The following is a 21759-nucleotide window of genomic DNA, read 5'->3' as shown; positions in this document are numbered from 1 at the left end:
TCAAGATAAAAGTGCCACAGAATTGCGTTTTACAGATAGTTTTAGCAAGAAAGAAAAACTGAAAAACGAGTCATAATATAAAGTTACAAAGCAACGAAAATAAAAAAGTAATTAAAAATAAAAAGTAATAAAAATAAAAAAGTAACAAAACTTTAAAAGTAGTAAAGCTGTAAGAAGCTAAACTTAAAAAGTAACACAAATAAAAAAATAATAAAAATTACGAAGCAATAAAAATTAAAAGAAAATAAAATGGGAAGAGCCTGAAAATAATTTTCAGAGGCTCATGCAGTAACATCCTTTCTGAGGATGTATGCAACCATTTCAGGGTTCAGTTTGCTCTCCCTTGAGACTTTTTCTTCGATAGCCTCAGTGGATTTGCCTTCAATTTTCAGTTCCTTTATCTCCTCAATTATAGAGGAAGGAATACGATAATATTCGTTTATGTCTTTCCTGTGTCCCCAGACATCTCCTTCAATGAGCTGGATGCGCTGCATTTCAAGAAACATCTCTATGGACTTTGAGACCGTGCGCCTGTATGATTTGGGTAACTGGATTACCTCAATCTTGGGGCAGTTCTCAACCAGGGAAAAAATGTCTTTGTTCGAAGGCCTGAAGGCCAAGTGAACTATTCTTTCGTTTGGATTTAATGTAAAGATTTCTTCTCTAGAACTCACAACCCTAATTTTCAAAGTTTGTCCTCCCGATCTATTGATTTTTTTTCATTTGATAGTAAAAAATTCTTCATTAAATATTTTTCTATAATTACATGATTTATTTAGAGAGAACTAGTATTTACATTCTTTCTTTTATTTTCGTGTTTTTCATAGAAACACAACGTAAACCAGTATGATGAGCGCCATTTTATTTAACATATTAAAAAAAGCCCAACCAGACAGTCTAAAAAGTATGATGAACGAAATCAACAAAAAATCAGGATATTATCAAAACAATATTTGTTTTGTCGTAGGTCAGGGCATTTCCAATATTTTGTTATGTAGCTAGATAAAGTCCAGGTTAAACCTGGTGTTTTAATAAATTTTTCTTTGGATCTCTCTTATGATGAAGTTCTCAATACAGATTCACTTTCAAGATTGAACATATTCACCTTTGTGAACTTTAGTATAAACTCATTCGGATTATATGTGCTCAACTATCCAAATACATCTAATTCCTAATGATTAATTTTCAGCTAAGATTTTAACAAACTCTAAACGTTAGCAAACTCTAAAACTATAACGAACTCCGTGACTCAGGATATTTCCCAGAACCACATTTTCCTGTGTTTATGTGGATTTTCTTTTTTGCAAGTAAAAAAGAAAGAATCTGGAGAGAGTTGAAACCCTGAGGGCATATCGATTTTCCAGGGATCGGATTCGGGTTTATTATCAATAAAACAATCTTTAATAAAGTTATCCATTTCGTGTAATAGTACAGAAAGGCTATCTTATCAGGAAAAGATACAAGAAGACCTGCAGAACCGAGAAAAAGATACAGAGCAAGAGAATTACTTAGAAAGAATATACCTGAGCATGTAGTAATTGAAAAGATGACTTCATAATTAAAAAATAATCTCGTAACTAAGAAAAATAGCTTGGCAACCGAAAAAAATCTGGAAATTGAGAGAATAACCTGGAACTGAAAGAATACCTTGGACTAAGGGAATAATCCAGAATCTGGAAGAAAACAGAGCCCGAAAGAATTAATCAATGAACCTGAATGAGAGAAAAATATACTTAAAATAGTGTGGTACTGCTTCGGGAAGGATTGAAACGCTTCACCGAAGAAAACCAGAACTTTTTTCAGTCAAATTGAAAAACTTCAAGACAGCATGGGCACAACAAATTTGGCGACTCCATACAGAAGTAACAGAAGCAAAAGCTGAATGAAGATCACGTCAAGATAGTAACTTTTGGACTTCAGTCCTTTTGGCCTGTCCTCCTCATTAGCCGGATCTTGTTTTCTTTTTTTTGCGTTATTGTCGCCTATCTGAGATTTCATTCCTTCCGTCACTTGAGACCACCTTTAATCCGATTTACAATCATTTTTTAGTATTAATAACCTTACTCTGATATTTATTTCCTCTGCAATCAACCCGGGACCATTAATGGCACGATGAAAACGTAGACTATATACAGGATCGCAATAAACAAAATATGCATAAAAACCAGGTCCAGTACCCAGGCTTTTACCCTGATATTAACCAAATATGTTTTCCCTCCGATTGAATTATCCTGTAAGTGTCTAGAACTTCCTCTCGCAAGCAAAGGCTGATAGAATTAAAGGTACTTCAGCCAATCGGCGGCACTATCAATAGCACAGAGGCAGTAAAAGGCCTTTAAAGTATGACTTGAGTGAAATTACATCCAGGTAAATAAGCATTTGTATTGATAAATTGAAATAATTTCTTCTGAACACTTAGCTTTAAACTAATATCATTGTTCAGCCCAAAACCAGATGATACGTATTAAGCTGATTTTGTTTATTTAGTTTCATTGAATGATTTCAAAGCAGGGCTTTAATTTCAGCTCTGTAATTTTACCTACCCAGGAGTTTATTAATATAAATTGATAACTAAAAAAATCCTGTATAGATGGATGTAGCTAGATTAATTATTCTTTGTGAAGCAACTATATAACAGCTTCGATTATGTCGAAGAAGCTAAGAAGTAAATTAATGAATAATCATTATAAAAATACTATCGATACGGTTTCAAAATTTGAGAGTTATAAAGGTAAAAAAGAAGAATAAGAATTATGAACTTCTTTCTCTCATTTTAATCCTTCCTTTCCATCCTTATTTCACTTAGAGAACCTTTTGTAATGCGCTGAAATATTCAGCAGAGCATATGAGGCTCCGGACTAAAACACCAAACTAAGCTTCAAACTAAAACTCCAAACTAAGCTTCAAACTAAAACTCCAAACTAAGCTTCAAACTAAAACTTCAAACTAATAATTCCCTTAAAACTAATTAACTGGCGTGCCGGAAAGTACATTATATCCCCTGCAGGCCGTTTACGCCTACTTACCACTTAATAAATTTCTGAGAGAATAACATAACTTTTATTAAATGTTATACATATTATACTCCAGAAACTAAGACTGTTATGAGGTCCATGCATGGAAGACCCTGTTGTTGCAAAAATAAAAAACCAGTTCATGAAAGAAGGAAATCCAGCAAAGATTCCACTTATGAGCGGGAAGCAGTTTTTCGAAGCCCGAGTTGAAGAGGATGGAATCTACGTTGATAACCTGAAAAACCAGCCATTTCTACAATGGGAGATATTTTCCGAAACTGTTAATTTTCTGCAGAAAAATGGAGGTCAGGCAAAAAAAGGAAACGCAACAGGCTGCAGGCTGGGAGATCCGAGCCTTGACCTGAGTACCGTGGAAGGGTATATTGCCAGTAAAGTCTACGGCTGCAAGGCAGGAGATACTGTACTGAAAAGGATTACGCCAATAGCTTCCATCCTTGCCTGGGCTGAGATCTGTGAAAACTCAAGAGGACAGGTCTGTCTTATTTCGGAAAAAAAAGAACTTCAAACTTTAGAGTCCAAAAAAACTCATTTTGAGACCGATAATTCCGAAATGGCTATTCTTGAGGCAGATATTCCGGAAAAAAATCTTCCTGGAATAAATCTCCATGAGACAGGCCTTTTTGAAGAAGATATCCCTGAAGAAGATGTTCCTGATAAAGGCTTCTCTGAAAAAGACTTCTCTGGAAAAAGGATTCATTTTACTCCGGCAGTAGAAGAAATTAGAGAAAAAGACGAGATAAGTTCTCTTTATATCCAGGTCGCAGGCAGTGATACCGGGTTAAATGGTCTGGAAATAAAACTTTCAGAAAGCCTGCAAAAAATAAAGAAACTTGAGGAACAGTTTGCAGGCAGGGACAGAGAAAACAGCAGGTTACAGGAAGAACTTGAAATAAAAACCGAAAAAATAGATGGCCTTAAAAAGTCTCTATCGGATTCGGAAGAAATTATAAAAAATCTTGAAGAAAGCCTCGCAGGCAAAGCAGTCGAACTCACAGAATTTGAAAAGCTTATCTCCGAAAAAGGAGATGAACTGGAAGAGTTTAAGAAGGAAATATCTGAAAAGAAAGAAAATATAAGAAACTTTGAAAACTGCCTTTTTAAAAGAGATGAAACTATAAAAGACCTGGAGAATCAGCTAATTCAAAGAGATGAAGCAATAAAAAGGCTTGAAGGTCGGATTACTAAAAACAATAGCATTATTGAAGAATTTGGAACCAGACTGAACGAAAAAGAAGAGATTGTAAGCTTTTTTGAAGCAGAGATTCAGGAAAAGAACACAAAGCTTCAAGAATTTCTTGAAGAACTTGCAGATAAGGATACGGAAATAGAAAAACTTCAGTCAAAGCTGAGTGAAGAAGAAAACGAGAGAAATAGCCTTGATAGGGCACTGGAAGTAAAAGCTGAAGAAATAAGAGCACTTCAAGAAAAGTTACTGGCAAAAGAAAGGGCTATGGAAAAACTTGAAGAAAGCATTTCGGTGAAGGACAGGGACCTTAACACTCTTGCCGGAGAGGTTATTGCAAAGAGTGGAGAAGTAAAGAGAATTGAAGAAAAGCTCACCGGAAAAGAGAGAAAGATAAACACAATAGAAGCCATGCTTGCCTCAAGCGAAGAAAAAGTCAGAAAGCTTGAAAAGCAACTCTCTGGATATGTAGGGGAGGAAAAACTTGCAGGGCAGCTCAGGGAAAAAAACGAGCTAATAAAACAGATCAAAGGAACACTTGTAAGCAAAGAGGAAGAAGTTTCCAGACTTAATGACGAAAATAGAAAGTACAGGATGCAGCAGAAATTTGAAGCTGAAGGGTTAAGACAGATAGAAGAACAGAAAGCCTCAAGGAAATGGTGGAAACGCCTGTAAACCGGAAATAAAATGGCCTCCTTATACAATAACACTTATTTAAAATATCTCTAAACCTTGTTCAGTTCAGGCCTTTCCGGGAATGTAGTAAGAAAAGAACTATGAAGCAGATGAAGAACCATATCAGGGCTGATTTTCCTGAGGCTTGTTATCTCACCTATTATCTCTTCTTCAGTCCGACCCTGAACTTCCAGTTCCTTTATCTTTTCAAGCACATAAGACGGTATTACAAAATAGTTGTTAAGGTCATGCCAGTGCCCGCTCACATCCCCCTTTACTAGGTGAATTCCTGAAGATGCAAGGTACATTTTAATAAATTTTGAGAGCCCCTCATAGGAAGATGCGGGAAGCTGAAGTATTTCAATTCCGGGACAGGTCTTGACCAGACTGAAGAGATCCCTGTCCGAGGGCCGAAAAGCAAGATGTACTGCCTTTTCCTCGTGTTCCAGGTTAAGGATTTCATCCCTGCTGGTTACCACTCTAATCCGTATACTACCTAGCCCCATTTATGCTCCCACTCCTATGTAAGCACGGATCATTTATTTAATTTTGTATTTCTGTTTTTCGGATCAAATTTCAGTATGTTGAATGAGTATGCTCCAGATAAGGAACATCAGAAGTGGCGAAAGTTAATTTTAGATCCCGGGACTTAAGTGCTTCCAGCATCATCGAGCTCTTTTGAATATGTTCCAAGCCCAGCTGCTACAGCCTGCCCAAAGGAAATGCAGCCGTCTCCACACGGAACACTGCGGTGAGTAAGAAATTCAAAACCTGCTTCCTTCACAGTTCCTGCAATGCATGAAGTAATATGATCATTATAAGCAACCCCTCCACTCAGGCCTATCTTCTCAAAACCGTTTTTCGCAGCAAGGGAGATGGCAATTTCCGAGATTCCTTTTGCAAGGTTCTCTTCAACTGCAAACGCAAGGTCAGCAGGGGAATACTTTCCACCGGAAAGCTCATAAACCCCCAGAAGGAGCTCAGTCGTATCAAGCACAGAGGTTCCGGACTCTCCCCAATTTCTAAAAACCAGAGGGAGGTCTGGTCGATGAATACTTTTCTTTGCTGCAGACTCAAGCTTCATTGCAGGCTCTCCTTCATAAGTCCTCACTCTGCATATCCCTAGAAGCGCCGCAGCCGCATCCAGCACTCTCCCTGCGCTGCTACTCGTGGTAACATTTATTTTTCTTTGAAGCTGCTGCATAACTGTAGAAAACTCCTGTTTTTCCAGGGGGAAGTAGAGAGGCAGTTTTTTCAGTTCTTCTTCTCCAAGCCTCCCTGACAGCATGCCCAGGACCATGCGGGAAGGAGTTTTTACGGCAAGGTCTCCCCCTGGCATAGGTTGGGGAAGCAGATGTCCCAGGCGCTCATATCCGAAATAGGATGAACCCAGAAGTTCCCCTCCCCAGACTGTCCCGTCTTTGCCGTACCCGGCTCCGTCAAGGGCAATTCCCAGGACCCGGGAGTCAACTGGCAGGGAATTATCAGCCATAAGGGCTAGGATATGGGCGTAGTGGTGCTGGATCCGAAGTGTTTTTTCTCCACCTTTGCTCAGTGCAAATCGGGTTGTATTAAAAGCGGGATGCAGGTCACAACCCCAATTGAGAGGCTCTATACCCGTAAGTCGGATCAGGTGCTCGAAAACTTCAGAGTGATACCTGAAGGTCTCCACATGATTGGTGTTTCCTATGTACTGAGAGATGTAAGCCAGCTTTCCTTTTGCCAGGGTTACCGTCGAGTTCATTTCAGCCCCCACTCCTGCAGAAGCTTCGACTTCAAAAGGCAGCTCTACAGGTTCGGGAACAAAACCTCTGGAACGCCGGATAAATGCTTTCTGTCCGTTTACTACCCGGATAACCGTATCGTCATTTCTGTTTGCAATAACCCTGTTGTGCAGCAGGTGAAAATCCACAATCCCTTTAAGTTTTTCGAGTGCTTCCTCATTTTCGACAATCATGGGCCGTCCCGGAAGATTTGCAGAGGTCATAACGTATACAGAATCCGGCATGAGGTCAAAAAGCAGGTTCTGTGTGCCTGTATAGGGTAGCATGACCCCTATGTTGTGCAGACCGGGAGAAACTGATCCTGCCAGTTTGAAATCCTTTAATCCGGGAAGCACTGTTATGGGGCGGCGGGGAGATATGAGGCATTTCCTGCCTGAATCTCCGAGTTCCGCAAAAGACTCTACAACTTCGGTATCTTTTGCCATGACCGCAAAAGGCTGCTCCGGACGTCCCAACCGCCTTCGAAGTTCCTGTACGGGCTCTTCTTTTCGGGCATTGCAAGCAATATGAAAGCCTCCGAAACCCTTGACCGAAAGAATTGAATCCTGCTGGAGAAGGTCAGAAGCTGTTACAATTGCTTCATAACTCTCTGCGAGTACTTTCCCCCGAGAGTCCGAAAGCCAGAGCTCGGGTCCGCATTTCGGGCAACAGACAGGCTGGGCATGATGCCTCCTGTTGAGAGGATCGGTATATTCAATATCACATTCCTTGCAGAGAGGAAAATCTGCCATGCTTGTATTTTCGCGGTCATAGGGAAGCTTACGGACTGTGGTATAGCGAGGGCCGCAGTTTGTACAGACAGTAAAAGGATAATGGTAATACCTGGAAGAGGGATCAAAGAGCTCCAGCCTGCACTCCTCACAGATAGCCGTATCCGGAGGGATTATGGAGTTTTCAAAAGTCCCGGGTCCGCTGTGTATGATAATAAATTCCGAATAACAGGAAAAAGAGATAGTATCCACTTTGATTTTTTTAACTCTGGCAAGCGGAGGCTTTTTTTCAGGAAGGTCGGAAAGAAAATTTTGAATGTTCACCCCTTCTCCCTCTATAAGGATCTCCACGTGGTTTCCAAGATTTTTCACGTACCCTGAAAGCCTGTGGGCTTTTGCAAGCTGGTATACAAAGGGGCGAAAGCCGACACCCTGCACCGTGCCGGTCACATGAAGAAGTCTGGCTTCGTTTTGCATAAGGAAATTAGGATTGATATTCGTCGTTAAAATAGCTTTCTAACAATAAGCAGACCAGAGAAAGATAAAAAATAATCCAAAAAAATGTTATATGCCGAACTTAAAAAAATAACCGTCCTGAAGTTCAGGTCAGGGTAAAATTCGGAAAGATCGTTCTTAAAATAATGATGAATCCTAAAACCATCATTAAAAGGGAGATTCGCCAGGCTGCCTGCAACAGACGGGCCTGGTTTTCGGGTTCACCCAACTTAAGTATTGCTCTTTCAACCAGATTCGGTCGATCCTTACACGCTGTCATATCAAATTAAGCTTGATTATTTGGTTCTCGCTTTAATTCTCTTCAGCCTGAAAGTACTCTCCCTTTCCATCTCTTCAAGGACGAAGCGGATGTATTTCATGATTTCATTCTCGCCTTGACTCTCTTCAGCCGGAAAGTACCCTCCCTTTCCATCTCCTCAAGGGTGAAGCGGATGTACTTCATGATTCCAATGAGCTCGGGAATGACTTTGAATTCGAGAGCGTTCACACGCCTCTTTGTCTTCTCGATTTCATTCAGGAGCCTTTTCATTGCGGTTTCAAGCTCAGCGGCGGTTACGATCTTTTCTACCAGATCCTCATAGGCATCGGCAGTTTCGTCGATGTATGCATTTGTTCCTATAATACCGTAACCCCTCTCATAGAGGGGTTTGCGGACTCCGGTAGAGCTGATCTTTGGCACCACAACACCCATGATGTTATGCCCTGAAAGCTGGATTTCGGGGGATAGCTTTGCTGTAAAAGCGGTTGACCTGACTGCGACCATTCCGTTCACAGCACAGGCAAGATTGATTTTTCCCGTAGCTTTTTCGAAAGCAATATCCAGCTCAGTTCTGACGTTCCTTGCCTCGTTAAGGATCTTAAAGAACTCAAGAATAAGACCGTCTCTTTTCATCTTAAGGAGCTTGTGCCCACTTTCAGAGAGCTTGATTTTCTTCTTGAGCTGGATTAACTCCGACCGAGTTGGTTTTATGTCTTGAGCCATGACAATCACTGAGCCTTTTTGTGTGTAGGATGGTATTTCTGGATGTACTTGTTGTCAATCCTACCTAACTGGTTCATTGGCAGGTGTGCGAGGATCTTCCAGCCGACGTCCAGAGTATCTGCAATGGTCCTGTTTTCATTTCTGCCCTGGGTAACGAACTCGTTTTCGAAAAGGTCAGCAAATTCGAGGAACTTTGTGTCTCTATCAGATAGAGCTTCTTTACCGACGATAGCTACGAGACCTCTCAGGTCACGCCCTTCTGCATAACCTGCGTACATCTGGTCAGAAACCGCCTTGTGGTCTTCCCTTGTCTTGCCTGCTCCGATACCGGAGTTCATCAGCCTCGACAGGGATGGCAACACATTGATTGGCGGATATATACCTTTCCTATGCAGTTCCCTGGAAATCACAATCTGACCTTCGGTAATATATCCGGAAAGGTCAGGAATCGGGTGGGTAATATCGTCACCGGGCATTGAGAGGATAGGAATCTGGGTAACTGATCCCTTGGCACCCTTCACAATGCCTGCTCGCTCATAGAGAGTTGCAAGGTCAGTGTACATGTAACCAGGGTATCCACGACGACCAGGCACTTCATTACGGGCGGCACCCATCTGACGGAGAGCTTCTGCATAGTTGGTAATGTCAGTCAGGATGACGAGAACGTGCATGCCGTGCTCATATGCCAGGTACTCGGCTGCTGTCAGTGCCATACGCGGGGTGATGAGACGCTCAACAGCAGGGTCGTCTGCCAGATTAAGGAATACAACTGCCCTTTCCAGAGCGCCTGTCTTTTCAAAGTCACTCATGAAATACTGGGCTTCTTCATTGGTGATACCCATTGCAGCGAAAACCACTGCGAACTCTGTTTCGGTTCCAGGCACAGCAGCCTGCCTTGCGATCTGCAGGGCAATTTCGTTGTGCGGGAGACCTGATGCAGAGAAGATAGGCAGTTTCTGCCCACGGACAAGGGTGTTTGTTCCATCAATTGTGGAAATCCCTGTCTGGATGAAATCCTTAGGAGGCAACCTGGCGTATGGGTTCATTGCAGCCCCATTGATATCCAGCAGCTGGTCTGGCACAATTCTGGGCCCACCATCCAGAGGATCACCGGCACCTGAAAGGATCCTTCCGAGGAGGTCGATGGATGCGGGAAGTTTCAGGGTTTCCCCCGTGAAAACTATACCGCAATCCTTATTCAGACCTCCAGTACCTTCAAAAATCTGGACAACCACAATATCCGCAGAAGAGTCCAGCACCTCGCCTCTGCGGGTGGTTCCATCAGGCAGATTGACACTGACGATTTCTTTATAACCTACAGGCTCTGTTTTCTCGACAAAGACAAGAGGTCCTGCAATCTGTGTGATTGTCTTGTACTCTTTTACCATGCTTACCTACCTCCCATGGCTGCAAACTCCCTATCCATCTTTGCAAGGACAGTGTTCATAGCAGCATCGAAGTTCTCCTCGAACTTTACCTTGGGAAGCTCATCCTTGGATTCCATCTTGATAATATCCGAAACAAGAGCGCCTGATTTCAGAGCTTCCTGTGCAGCATCTCCGAACTTCATGATGGCCTTCATGATCTTGTACTGCTCTGAGAACGGGCTGTAGGTGTCTATGGGGTGGAACGCATTCTGCTGCAGGAAGATTTCCCTTATCATACGGGTAATTTCAAGCAGGAGCTGCTGTTCATCCGGCAGAGCATCAGAACCTACAAGCTGCACGATTTCCTGCAATTCGGATTCTACCTGAAGCATTCCCATTGCCCTTTCCCTCATTGCCACATAGTCCGGAGCCACATTCTCAGTAAACCAGCCGTCGAGGCTTTCCTTGTACAGGCTGTAACTGTTAAGCCAGTTTATAGCCGGGAAGTGACGCCTCTGGGACAGCTTGGCATCGAGAGCCCAGAACACTTTCACAATACGCAGGGTATTCTGCGTAACAGGCTCTGAGAAGTCACCGCCAGGAGGAGATACTGCCCCAATAACAGTAATGGAACCTGTTTCACCGCAAAGGGATACTGCAACACCGGAACGTTCATAGAATTCGGCAAGCCTTGCAGATAGATATGCAGGGTAACCTTCTTCACCAGGCATTTCTTCCAGACGGGAGGAGATTTCTCTCATTGCTTCTGCCCACCTGGAGGTGGAGTCTGCCATCAGGGAAACGTCTAATCCCATGTCACGGAAGTATTCCGCAATGGTGATTCCTGTGTACACAGATGCTTCTCTTGCAGCCACAGGCATGTTTGAAGTGTTAGCGATAAGGACAGTACGCTCCATGAGCGGCCTTCCGGTCTGCGGGTCTTCGAGTTCCGGGAAGTCGTGCAGAACGTCTGCCATTTCGTTCCCTCGTTCACCACAACCGATGTAGACCACAATTTCGGTGTCACTCCACTTTGCAAGCTGCTGCTGGGTAACGGTCTTTCCGGACCCGAAAGGTCCGGGGATTGCAGCTGTTCCGCCTTTTGCTACAGGGAAAAGCCCGTCAAGGATTCTCTGTCCTGTAACCAGAGGCTTTGTTGGAAGCAGTTTTTTCGCCACAGGTCGGGGTCTTCTTACAGGCCACCTATGCATCAGTTGCAGTTCGGTCCCGTCAGTAAGGGTACAGACAGTCTCTATAACAGTGAAGTTTCCGCTCTTAATTTCAGAAACTGTACCGGAGATATCCGGGGGCACCATGATTTTGTGTTCAATGTTCACGGTTTCCTGAACAACTCCGATTACTTCTCCACCTTTTACAAAGTCGCCTTTCTTGACAATGGGTTTGAATTCCCAGATCTTTTTGTGATCAAGTCCGTCTGCAGTGACACCTCTCTGGATGAAGCTGCCCATCTTCTCAAGCAGGACGTGCAGAGGCCTTTGAACCCCATCATAAATACTGGAAAGAAGACCAGGACCAAGTTCCACGGACAGAGACATCCCTGTAGTTACACAGGGCTCCCCTGGCCTGACACCTCCCGTCTCTTCATACACCTGGATGATGGTCTTGTCCTTTACTATCTGGATGACTTCACCCATTAAACCTTCATTACCGACTTTGACCAGGTCATACATTTTTGCCTGCAAGCCGATAGCGGTGACGACAGGCCCAGCCACACGATAAATTTCACCTTTTACTTCCACAGATCAACACCTACCGCTTGTTTTATTTTGTCTCTTAAACTCATTGAGCCTGTTCCGCTGCCTCCAAGGGCTACTACTGTGGGCTGAACAGACTCATTCAAGTTTTTCCTTAATACTTCCGGCAGATTACCAATGTCATCATTATGCATTACAAGAATCCCGATACTCTTATCATCAAGCACCGATTTTACCGCGGACTCGGTGGTTGGGGTATCAGTGATTTCATAAACTTTTCTGATACCAGCCAGCCTGAACCCCGTGACAAACTCGCTCTTTCCGATCACTGCCAACTCCATTAGATAACCACCAACTGGTCTTTAATTAGCATATCATCGAGGCCAGCCTCCTTGCCTCTGAAAATAATCCGGAGGTTGCTGACCTCGTTATTTTTATGGATAATATAGTCCATAATAGGTACAATTGAGATCGGAGATACATGCGAGTAAGTGGTTGCAGATTCAAGATAGTATCTTATAAGCCTGCTTTCAACTATAGTCAGAGAAGCCGTCTCCAGACCCGCGACACTTGAAATTGCATCCCAGTACTGAGTTTTTCGAAGTTCATCGATAAACTGTTCATAGGGAAGCGATGCCAGTTTCTCGGGATTTAGCTCCAGGCCACCTTCGATCATAAGTGGCATGATCTCGTCAGACTTCTCAACTCCTGCTTTTTTGAGCCTGAAGAGGTTACTCAGGTTCTTGACATCGACTTCGAGTTTGATGAACCTTGCAAAGAGCTTACGGTCCTTGGACCTTGGTTTTCCGATTACGGCAAACAGGCTTGAATAATACATCTTGTCAAGCTCGTTTTCTATGTACGCCAGGTTAGTTCCGTCAAACTCCTGCATCAGGGGATAGTAGTCGGTCTCTTTCAGGGCATCAATGACTTCCTGATATGTGGCCTTGGCTGCAAGTTCTGACAGGAAGGTATAGGTAAACTCCCCGGCAGCAATAAGAGACTCGAGGATGTCTTCAACGGATGCATTGTAGATTTTACCGCGGAGAAGCGTTTTTATGTTCCAGATGTCATATCTTCTAAGATATGCAGTGATCAGGTAGTTCAATTCTCCTGAGGTGATCCTGAGCAACTTAGCATAGGTGAGCGCAAGATTCCTGTTTAATGCATGTTCTGCCAGATCGCCACCGCTGTATTTCATTGCCAGTTCGTCAACGTCGTTTTTGTATTCAGACTCTTGGATAAAGCGGGTGATTTCATCAATACCCATATTGAGAAGCCGCGGATATGTTTCTTTAGGAAGCAGCTTACTCTTCATCGCACGGACACGGGTTACGGCATAAGCATAGTTAGAAGTGCCTTTTTTCTTCTTATCGGATTTTCGGTAGGGGTTTTTTCCCCAGAGTCTCTCCAAAAGCCGCATCGAAAATCACCCGTATAAAATATCAGATATCTGCTTCAATGAACGCTCATACACGTTTTTCAGGATTGAATCATATGTGAAGTCTAACCTGATTGTCCTGTCTTCGTTTTCAATAACAACGCCGCCGATAGAGTCTATGTTACCAGCATAAGTTAATGAAGATAATTTCCTGACGGTCTCTTCTGAAGCCTTAGAAGAATAAATTCTAGCACCGCTAGCCTCATACTTGTTAATAATATGCTTCAGCAGCTCTTCTTTTTTGGACGCCGGCATTGACTTGATGCTTTCAACTGTCTGGCTATAAACGCTATCTAGAAGTTCCTTGCGCTTGTTAAGCGTAATTCTTTTTACTTCCAGGTTTGCACTTGATATAACCTGCTGGTGCAGCTTTTGGAGGTCCTCTTCCACCTTGGCAAGGCTGTCCCCGAGCATCTTCTTCTGTACTTCTTTAGCCTCATTTGTGATCTCGGAGGCCTTCGCATCGGCTTCGGTTTTTATACGTGAAACCTCGGCTCTTGCACCCTCCTGGATATCTTTTATAACGATCTCTAGTCCCATGCTTACACCTCCAAATAAATTTAGAGCAAAAAAGTGCTCTAAAGCTTAGAGCAGAAACTCTAAGCTGCTTAGAGTGCAACGATACCTAAGGGGAAACTTAGAGCACATAACCACTCCAACTCCGCCTGGCAAGGAAAAAACACCCAGAGAAGCTCGGAGTGATGCTCTAAGAAATTTAAGAGCGGGATGCGCTCTTAAATTTAAGCAGAATTGATAAGCAATGCAACGACAAGACCAAAGATAACGATGGTTTCAGGAATGACAGTAAGGATAAGACCCTTACCGAATAACCCTTCGTTTTCTGCCATAGCGCCGATTGCTGCGGTACCGATTTCCTTTTCAGCCCATGCAGATGCAAGTCCAGTTACTGTGATTGCGAGTGCTGCACCGAGTGCTTTCATTCCGTCTGCGTCCAGGAAAGGTCCACCAACTAATTCTTCTCCTACCATGTTTTTATTCCTCCGTGTATTTTCTTATGTATCCGAATGGGTTGTACTTTCTGCCCCCGCCTTCGTAGAATTTTCCGAAAAACTCTACGTACTGCAACCTGAGTGCGTGCAGCCCGGGAGCGATGATACTCAAGACAGTGTTAAGAGCATGTCCGAGTATGAACACAAGTATTGCAGCTACTGCTAAGAAACCGATCTTGGAGTGATCAGACCAGATCATTTCAAAAGCAATATCATTGACCGTTGAAGCGATGTAAATCGAAGACAGACCGACTGCGATAATACGGGCATACGACAATGCATTACCCATAAGAGATGGCAACTCAATCGGACCTTTGATACCTTCACCCATGGTGAGCATCACAATTCCGAGAACAAGAATTCCAGCACCGACGTAAGCCAGTCCTGAATTGCCACCAAGGTAGCCGATAGCTGCAACGAGTGCACCAAGCTGAATAACAAGCCAACTGCCTTTTTCAAGAACCGCATGCTTCATTCCGTGGTGCCTGGAGATGTTTGCAAATCCGAGCAGGAACCCGAGATTAAGTTGAAGCAGTCCTATTGTGACAGTTGCTGCAATCATAGTCATTACCATGTGAGTCCTGTGGACAGGGAACGTAAATTCCTCGCCTCCGAGCCCTTCAAACAGCACAATAGTTTCCCAGCCAGGAATCAGGCCCGGAACTACACCGTGCGCAGTATGAAGACTCGCTAACGAGAACCCTAAGAACTCGCCATAAATAATTCCGAATATAAATGTTGATATCTGACAATAGATCAGAATGTCCATGAGAGGCTTCACTGCATCTGATTTTACTGCCTTTTTGACAGCCAGTGCAATTGCTCCCAATATCAGTGCATATCCGATGTCTCCGAGAATCAGCCCATACATCAGTGGGAAAGTGATCAATATCACTGAGGATGGATCGAGTTCAGTATACTTGGGCCTGGAATACAGGTCCATGATCTGCTGCATCGGCGCTGCAATTTTTGAGTTGTTGTACTCAACAGGGACATGCTCCTCTTCCTCTTCATCAATCTCGAGGCTTGTGACGTATGCCTTGCCATTAGTGGCACTGTTGACTGCACTGACAACTTTGTCATAATCCTCGGTTGGAGTCCAGCCTTCGATTATGAATGCGTTTGCAGATGTAGCTATTCTTAGAGGCAATTCTGCCTTCTGACTCTCGATGCTCAAGATCTCGTCACTGGCAAGGATGAAATCGGCATACTTGGCTTTCAAGGATTCGATGTCAACCCTTAAGGACTCGATCTTTCTGGTGACTTCGGCTTCTTTCTGTTCGATAAATCTTAACAGCTCGCTTGGGACACCACCTCTTTCCGGAACTCTGAGTTCTCTGAATCCAAGATCCTGAAGTACTTCATAAACTCTGTCGGCATCGCTTTTGGCTACAAACAATACGACCGCTTTTGATTGAGGGTCATAGTACAGTTCATAAGCTTTGGTGATGCTTGAAATCTGACTTCCATCCAGGCTTCCTTTTACCATACCTGCGAAAACCTTAAGGCTCTCGTAGCCACGGTAATCATCGAAATCAAGATTGATGGACAGATAAGGCAGGATCTCCCTCTTCTGGGAATCCAGGTCTTTCAACTCATTATCAAGCTGAGCAATTGATTCTGTTTTGGTTGCAATTGCCCTGTCCAGCTCATTCAGCTTCGAATCAAGGTCGCGCAGAACAGAGTCAGTTTTCTGAACTACCGGTTCTTTTTTTACAATCCCCAAATAATTGGCGATAGAACGGATCTTCACAAGCTTTTTCGAGACTTCTTCTGCGTTTTTCAATGGCTTGCTGATCTTAAAACCAGACTCGTCTTCGACAAAATCTTCAATATGAAAGAGATTCGTATCATGCAATGAATCGATGGTTTCTTTTAGAATGCTTTTATGCCCGACAATGACGGCCCTTGTCATCTCTTTAGGTCTACTCATTAAGGACCGCCCTCTCAAACTCCTGTACTAGGTAATTGACGGATTTGTCGATATTAGCTTGAGCTTTTTGGGACATGGCTAATGCGTTTTTTTCACCATCGTTGACGATCTTATCTCTTTCCTCCAGGATCTTTTCTTCACCTACTTTAAAAGAGTCTTGTGCAGCTTTATGTGCATCGGTTTCGGCCTGCCTCAGGATTTCCCTGGCTTCAGCCCGAGCATCGGAGATGCGCTTGTTTTTGGAATCAATGGCATCGTCAACCATTGATTTAGCGCTCTCTTCCGCTTTTTTTATTTCGGATAAGATTTCATTTTTAGCCATGTGAATCTCCGTCTCTCAAAATTTAATATATAAATTAATAATTAAAAATCCCTACTCCAATGGAGGTAGTTAACAAATCCTTCGCGAAAGAACTATATAACAGCTTCGGTTTTGTCGAAGAAGAGAGGAATAATTATAATGATTATTAGTTACATATCAAATTGGAAGGGAATTTTTAAGAAATTTAGAAATATAAATAGCAAAATATATGGTTTAAATCCAAAAGATTAAATATAACAGTAAAAAATAATTAAATAGAAACAGTAGAATATAATTAATTGGTAAAAAATACTGACTCTTACCTGCATAAAAGGATAATAAAGCCATAAAAATAACTATTTCACATTAATGTTTTAATAGATGGTTTGAAGGTCATTTTAAAATAAATGTGAATTTACAGCTTTGATTTAAGACTTTGTAAAATAAATTGCATGCCAGTATTAGCCTTAAAACACAGGCAGCATTGCTTTTAGAAGTAGGAGATTTAAAGCGATTGTAAAAAAGAAAAAAATGAATTTATTCAGGGTGAGAGATAGAACAATTTTTTAAAATAGAAAATGTATTTTCGAGTAATGGAAACCATTTTTCACAAAGGCAAACAAGTTATTTTTAGAGGTGTAGGGATCTCATTTAAATAGAGATTTTATTCAGAATATGTACACAAAACTCAGGGAATGAAAAATTACTTCTCGGAGACAGGGGATAAAAGAGAGTAATTCCAGAGAAAGATTCGAAATAAAGCTTTTATTATTCGACAAAAGTTTAGAAAGAAAATGAATAAATAATAATTGAAAAATTCCCATCAAACCTTAAAACATAGAGAAAATACTGCAGAAAAATATGAAGACAAAAGAGAAAAAAGAGGGAGTAACGTCAAAAAAATCCAAAAAAAAGAGATCCTGAAAAAACAGGAAAGCCGAAGTAAGTAAAATTTCCTTTTAAAGAGAGAAAGGAAATTACTTAAGCCTATAAGGGATCCTGGCTCCTTTGGGGATAGTATGTATATACTCCTTCCGGAAGTCAGGGTTTCGCATCATACAGTAAGCTGCGTCATCCTTCTTGTAGGCATTATGCTTCCCCATGCGTTTCCAGATAGTTTCAAGGGGCTCTTCGCAGATATTGCCAAAAGAGAGTGGGGTATATGCACAGGGCATAACCTCTCCATCCGAAGCGGCATGCATCCAGCGCCTGCCGGCAAAGCATCCGAAAAGTTCAGGACCCATAAAATAAGGAAAAGCTGTTACCCTTGGACCTTCGGGTTTGCTGTTCATAGCTTTCTGGAATGTCTGAAGCCTGGATACATCCTTCTCGCTTATTACCTCATCCTCATGTTCAAGCCAGCGCCCTACTGCAATGATCTCATAGATAGACATTTCCGACATTTCCAGATCGGTTGCAAGGGAATAGAACTCCTCAAGATCGTCGATATTATGCGGAGAAACAACCACAAACGCATCAGTAAGGATTCCTGCAGCGCCTGCATTTTTTATTCCGTCAACCGCATCCCGGTATGCGCCGCTCCGGCCCCTGATACGGTCATGCTCAGCTTCAAAGGGACTGTCCAGGCTGATCCTGGCAGTGTACAGGCCTGCATCTTTAAGTGCTCTTGCCCGCTCTTCGGATAGCTTGAAGCCAGAAGTAAAACAAGTGGCAATTGCCTTTGTCTTGTCTACCCTTGATACCATCTCAACGAGATCGTTTCTGAGCATCGTCTCTCCGCCGTCAAAGGAAATCAGATAGGCTCCGAGGTCAAGGCTCTGGTCCACAGCATTACAGATCTCATCAAGGGTCAGTTCCTTTTCAGGTTTGATATCGGCTGCTCCGCAGTGAATACACCGGTTTGGGCAGCGGGCAGTAATACCTATTGAAAATTGGTCAGGAACTCGCTTCTTCCTTATGGCTGCAATTTCAGCGCTTATGGCCCGGCTGAAAACAGGACCCGGGATAGGAGGAATCCAGGTAGAAAAAATAATCTCATCTTCACTTATTGAAATGGGTTTTTCTTCCGCAAAGATGTTGTTTATACGTTTCAGAAAAGGTTTTGCAAGCTGGGAAAGAGGGCCCTCTGCATCGAGAACCAGTTTTTCATTTTCTGTGCTGGCATTTACCTTAATCACCGGACTATCATATACTCGCATGGATACACCTGATAAAGTTAGTGGCAAAAGCTGGAATTTTTTAAGTTTGAATTAAGAAACTGAATTATATCATTTTTGGCATTATATAAATAGAAGTTCGGCAAAATCAATTCATTTTTCAGGAAAAGTGAGATTTAGTCAGACATTCTCAAGCATGTCAACAGTAATATAATCGGTTATCTGAAAAAGTTTGTTCCTTGCCGGACATTCTCGGAATGTCCCCAGGGTTTCTTTTGCGGCACTAACGTGCAGCTTTACAGAATCCATAGACTTCTTTAAGGCTTCTTCCTTTGACATGTTTCTCATGTAGATGTGCGGCAGGGTTTCAGATGTGAATTTAGACTCTTTACCCTCGACCACTTCAAGAAACTCAAGGATATCGTCAACAATCTGGTATGCGGTCCCGAGAGCATTACCGAAAAAGCTAAAACGTTCTACAAGCGTCTCATCAGCTCCTCCCGTATAAGCCCCGATGGATGCACTGATTGCGAATAAAGAAGCCGTTTTCTTATAGATGCATTTGAAATAATCGCTCTCTCCGAAGTTATCATCATCAAGCCTCAGGTCAAGGACTTCCCCTTCAGCCATATCCATTCCCGCCTTTCCGAAATCTCGAACTACCTTTTCCCCATAAGGAGAAATGAATGCAATTGATTTTGCAATAAGATAGTCTCCACAGAGCAACGCTCTGGAAGGCCCGAATTTCTCAGGGGCAGAAGGCATATTTCTCCGGATAAGCCCCTGGTCCAGCAAGTCATCGTGAATTAAGGAAGCCGAGTGCATCATTTCAACGGCAAGGGCTGCATTAAGACTCCGGAAATATGAGCCTGAACAGATCTCACTGACCAGAAGGAGGATAATTGGTCGAATTCGTTTTCCACCGGAATGACAGACATGCCCAACCATTTTTTTTAAGCCGGAGTCCTCTATTCGGGCAATTGAGTCCTCGATCCCGGCTTCTACATATCTGTATTCTTCCCATTCTTCAATATTCATCAATATTACTCCGTATACTTTGACGGGCATCCGGTAACTATCTTATTTGCCTCAAACGTAGATTCGGAAATCATTGTTCCGGTGATGGTCACCTGTTTTCCTTCGGCAAGATTGGAAGGGAGATCTCCTACATAATTCACATGTATCTTAAGGTTTTCATCATTTTCGTCTTTCAGTTCAAATGACGTTATGCCAGGAGATTTTTCAAGGCTTCCATCCTCTACAATTCCCATAGCATTTATATTCTGGCCGGCATAACCCTGAGGGTCAGAGAGAAGCTCGGATACCGCAAGGTATCCGTCTGAAGAGTCAACTCCATATAACCCTATAAGGAACACACCAGCAATAAAAGCAACTGCAAGCAATGATTTCTTTTTTTTATTCATTTTAAAACCCCGTATAACTCGATCATTACACTAACCTTTTGTTGAACTCTGCATAATTCTTAAGTAATGAAAGGAGGTACACAAATATGAGTACCCAGCTGATTACAAATGCCAGAATAAAGGGTTCCATTTATATCACGTCTTTGCACTATCAGTTTCTTCAACTCACCTTTGAAGCCAGGGCAGATTAAGAGAAGAAAGCTAGTTTTGAGAACTTATGTCTAGCCCTATATAAGAGTATATATTCCTTATCAGAGAAATAAGATTCCTGAAAGAAAAACAGGAAAAAAGTCAAAGTTTTACTCTAACAGTAAAAATAATAATATTGATTTTACTCTTAAGAGGAGAATATTATTTTTGCAGTAAAAGCATGATATTTGCAAATTTATAAATCAGAATCTTTGCAAAGCAGATACATCGAAATTAAGCGTTTTTCGTTCAAGATGTAGCAAAAAGAGATGAATTTAACCAGAAACTCCGCTTCGATTAAGGATAAAAATATTATATAGTTGAAGATATATTTGGTTGAATTTACTCTGAAGTATTAGTATTAAAAATCCAATTTTACAGCAGGCAGGGTTGACAATAAAATAAAACTGCGTGTATAAAATTAAGATATATAATAATCATGATAATTCGGCAGGCACTTTACATGATTTAATATCATTAACCTGGACTTGCGGGTTTGAAACCCTAAACGAAGTAATTCAGCAAAATCTGGTTGAGTTAATGGACAAAAGCTTCTATTTGAACGAAGAACTGTAAAAATGTTGAAGTGAATAGACAGAAAAAATAAAAAATTGGTATGATTAAAGGCTGGATATATTAAAAAGGCCAGATATCTACTTTTGACTTTATTTGTTAGTTGTCCTCTTTTCCGAAAATACCTGATTGCTACCTTTTAATGGTGTATTTTCAGATATAATGATGTGTTGTCATAACTTATCCACTGCTTTTATTGCCTATATTGACCCAAAAATGATGCAATCTCCTTTATCTACAGAATGGTCAGATAGCCTACCTTTATTTATCTATTCAATTTCATCTGGATCTCAGTTTATCTGAATCTCAATTTATTTGGATCTAAATTTATCCGAAGAAATTACCAGACAGGATAGGGAAGACATAGGAATGTTTGGATTGAAAGACGGCTTACGGATTTAAACATAAATCAGGAGTTTTTTTGCCGACGACAGGGAAGTTACAGCCCTGCATTATGCAGAAGAAAAATCCAGAGGGCTATTTTCTAATGTTCGGAGTAGTCAACCATATCAACCAATTAACCAGAACTACAGATAGTCAAGAAGAGAATAATGAGGGCTACCTCGAAGACTTCATAAATACCGGAGAAAATTGTAGTAAGGAAAAAGGGGAAATATATCACAGTAACACATGATTTTAGAAAAAAATATCAAATGTCAAGCGAAAACGTTATATTTAACAAATACCTCTAGATGTGTTGCAGTTTGCGTTGATGGTCTAGTGGCTATGACTTGGGCCTTCCAAGCCCAAAACCCGGGTTCGAATCCCGGTCGGCGCATTTAACCTTTTTCAAAGATTTTTAAT

Annotated in this window: 20 protein-coding genes and 1 tRNA gene; 3 read left to right on the top strand and 18 right to left on the bottom strand. The window is 42.0% G+C overall.

Annotated elements, in window-relative coordinates; all coding sequences use genetic code 11:
* Positions 1-281 precede the first annotated feature (281 nt).
* Together ACZ5A8_RS03100 and ACZ5A8_RS03095 are read right to left on the bottom strand one after the other, a co-directional pair.
* Complete coding sequence (locus ACZ5A8_RS03100) at positions 282-689, bottom strand: DUF1699 family protein (protein ID WP_011024057.1); 408 nt, start codon at positions 687-689, stop codon at positions 282-284.
* Between the two features lie 1129 nt (positions 690-1818).
* Positions 1819-2010, bottom strand: a complete 192-nt coding sequence (locus ACZ5A8_RS03095) for a hypothetical protein (RefSeq protein ID WP_464532134.1) — start codon at positions 2008-2010, stop codon at positions 1819-1821.
* Positions 2011-3117: 1107 nt separating this feature from the next.
* On the opposite strand from ACZ5A8_RS03095, the gene ACZ5A8_RS03090 reads away from it, so the two are divergent.
* Positions 3118-4893: a chromosome segregation ATPase gene (locus ACZ5A8_RS03090; protein ID WP_464532133.1), complete on the top strand. Its 1776-nt coding sequence runs from the start codon at positions 3118-3120 to the stop codon at positions 4891-4893.
* Between the two features lie 50 nt (positions 4894-4943).
* On the opposite strand, the gene ACZ5A8_RS03085 is transcribed toward ACZ5A8_RS03090, so the two are convergent.
* The 16 genes from ACZ5A8_RS03085 to ACZ5A8_RS03010 all read right to left on the bottom strand — a co-directional run bounded on the left by ACZ5A8_RS03085 (position 4944) and on the right by ACZ5A8_RS03010 (position 20323).
* A complete protein-coding gene (locus tag ACZ5A8_RS03085) occupies positions 4944-5399 on the bottom strand; it encodes a DUF1699 family protein (RefSeq protein ID WP_464532131.1) in 456 nt (151 codons plus the stop codon).
* A gap of 143 nt (positions 5400-5542) precedes the next feature.
* Positions 5543-7864: a carbamoyltransferase HypF gene (gene hypF, locus ACZ5A8_RS03080; RefSeq protein ID WP_464532129.1), complete on the bottom strand. Its 2322-nt coding sequence runs from the start codon at positions 7862-7864 to the stop codon at positions 5543-5545.
* 314 nt (positions 7865-8178) lie between these two features.
* Entirely contained in the window at positions 8179-8232 is a 54-nt protein-coding gene (locus ACZ5A8_RS03075) for a hypothetical protein (protein WP_416182828.1), read from the bottom strand.
* A gap of 26 nt (positions 8233-8258) precedes the next feature.
* Positions 8259-8885: a V-type ATP synthase subunit D gene (locus ACZ5A8_RS03070; protein ID WP_322225300.1), complete on the bottom strand. Its 627-nt coding sequence runs from the start codon at positions 8883-8885 to the stop codon at positions 8259-8261.
* 5 nt (positions 8886-8890) lie between these two features.
* Positions 8891-10273, bottom strand: a complete 1383-nt coding sequence (locus ACZ5A8_RS03065; RefSeq protein ID WP_322225299.1) for an ATP synthase subunit B — start codon at positions 10271-10273, stop codon at positions 8891-8893.
* Positions 10274-10275: 2 nt separating this feature from the next.
* Entirely contained in the window at positions 10276-12012 is a 1737-nt protein-coding gene (locus ACZ5A8_RS03060) for an ATP synthase subunit A (RefSeq protein WP_464532127.1), read from the bottom strand.
* A complete protein-coding gene (locus ACZ5A8_RS03055) occupies positions 12003-12308 on the bottom strand; it encodes a V-type ATP synthase subunit F (RefSeq protein WP_464532126.1) in 306 nt (101 codons plus the stop codon). The genes ACZ5A8_RS03060 and ACZ5A8_RS03055 overlap by 10 nt, the downstream gene beginning before the upstream one ends.
* The gene (locus ACZ5A8_RS03050; RefSeq protein ID WP_464532125.1) at positions 12308-13390 is read right to left on the bottom strand and encodes a V-type ATP synthase subunit C; all 1083 of its coding nucleotides are present in this window, start codon (positions 13388-13390) and stop codon (positions 12308-12310) included. Before ACZ5A8_RS03050 ends, ACZ5A8_RS03055 begins: the two co-directional genes overlap by 1 nt.
* 6 nt (positions 13391-13396) lie before the next feature.
* Complete coding sequence (locus tag ACZ5A8_RS03045) at positions 13397-13948, bottom strand: V-type ATP synthase subunit E (RefSeq protein WP_229387991.1); 552 nt, start codon at positions 13946-13948, stop codon at positions 13397-13399.
* Between the two features lie 200 nt (positions 13949-14148).
* Positions 14149-14397, bottom strand: a complete 249-nt coding sequence (locus tag ACZ5A8_RS03040) for an ATP synthase (RefSeq protein ID WP_048137321.1) — start codon at positions 14395-14397, stop codon at positions 14149-14151.
* Between the two features lie 4 nt (positions 14398-14401).
* Positions 14402-16351: a V-type ATP synthase subunit I gene (locus ACZ5A8_RS03035; RefSeq protein WP_229387989.1), complete on the bottom strand. Its 1950-nt coding sequence runs from the start codon at positions 16349-16351 to the stop codon at positions 14402-14404.
* Positions 16344-16673: an ATP synthase archaeal subunit H gene (ahaH, locus tag ACZ5A8_RS03030; protein ID WP_229387987.1), complete on the bottom strand. Its 330-nt coding sequence runs from the start codon at positions 16671-16673 to the stop codon at positions 16344-16346. The genes ACZ5A8_RS03035 and ahaH overlap by 8 nt, the downstream gene beginning before the upstream one ends.
* Before the next feature lie 956 nt (positions 16674-17629).
* Entirely contained in the window at positions 17630-18811 is a 1182-nt protein-coding gene (locus ACZ5A8_RS03025) for a radical SAM/SPASM domain-containing protein (RefSeq protein ID WP_464532123.1), read from the bottom strand.
* Positions 18812-18949: 138 nt separating this feature from the next.
* On the bottom strand, positions 18950-19837 hold the full coding sequence (locus tag ACZ5A8_RS03020; RefSeq protein WP_464532122.1) for a geranylfarnesyl diphosphate synthase: 888 nt from the start codon (positions 19835-19837) through the stop codon (positions 18950-18952).
* Positions 19813-20193 carry a cytochrome c maturation protein CcmE domain-containing protein gene (locus ACZ5A8_RS03015; protein ID WP_464532120.1) on the bottom strand — a complete coding sequence of 127 codons (381 nt, stop codon included), beginning with the start codon at positions 20191-20193 and terminating at the stop codon, positions 19813-19815. Before ACZ5A8_RS03015 ends, ACZ5A8_RS03020 begins: the two co-directional genes overlap by 25 nt.
* Positions 20194-20218: 25 nt before the next feature.
* Positions 20219-20323, bottom strand: a complete 105-nt coding sequence (locus ACZ5A8_RS03010) for a CcmD family protein (RefSeq protein WP_464532119.1) — start codon at positions 20321-20323, stop codon at positions 20219-20221.
* 1119 nt (positions 20324-21442) lie between these two features.
* Between ACZ5A8_RS03010 and ACZ5A8_RS03005 the strand changes: the two genes are divergently transcribed.
* Complete coding sequence (locus ACZ5A8_RS03005) at positions 21443-21589, top strand: hypothetical protein (RefSeq protein ID WP_464532117.1); 147 nt, start codon at positions 21443-21445, stop codon at positions 21587-21589.
* Between the two features lie 72 nt (positions 21590-21661).
* Positions 21662-21733 (top strand) — tRNA-Gly (locus ACZ5A8_RS03000).
* The last annotated feature ends 26 nt before the right edge of the window (positions 21734-21759 follow it).

The sequence above is a fragment of the Methanosarcina subterranea genome (assembly GCF_055385895.1).
Note: the sequence above shows the minus strand (reverse complement) of the source record. Positions and strands in the feature narration are given on the sequence as shown.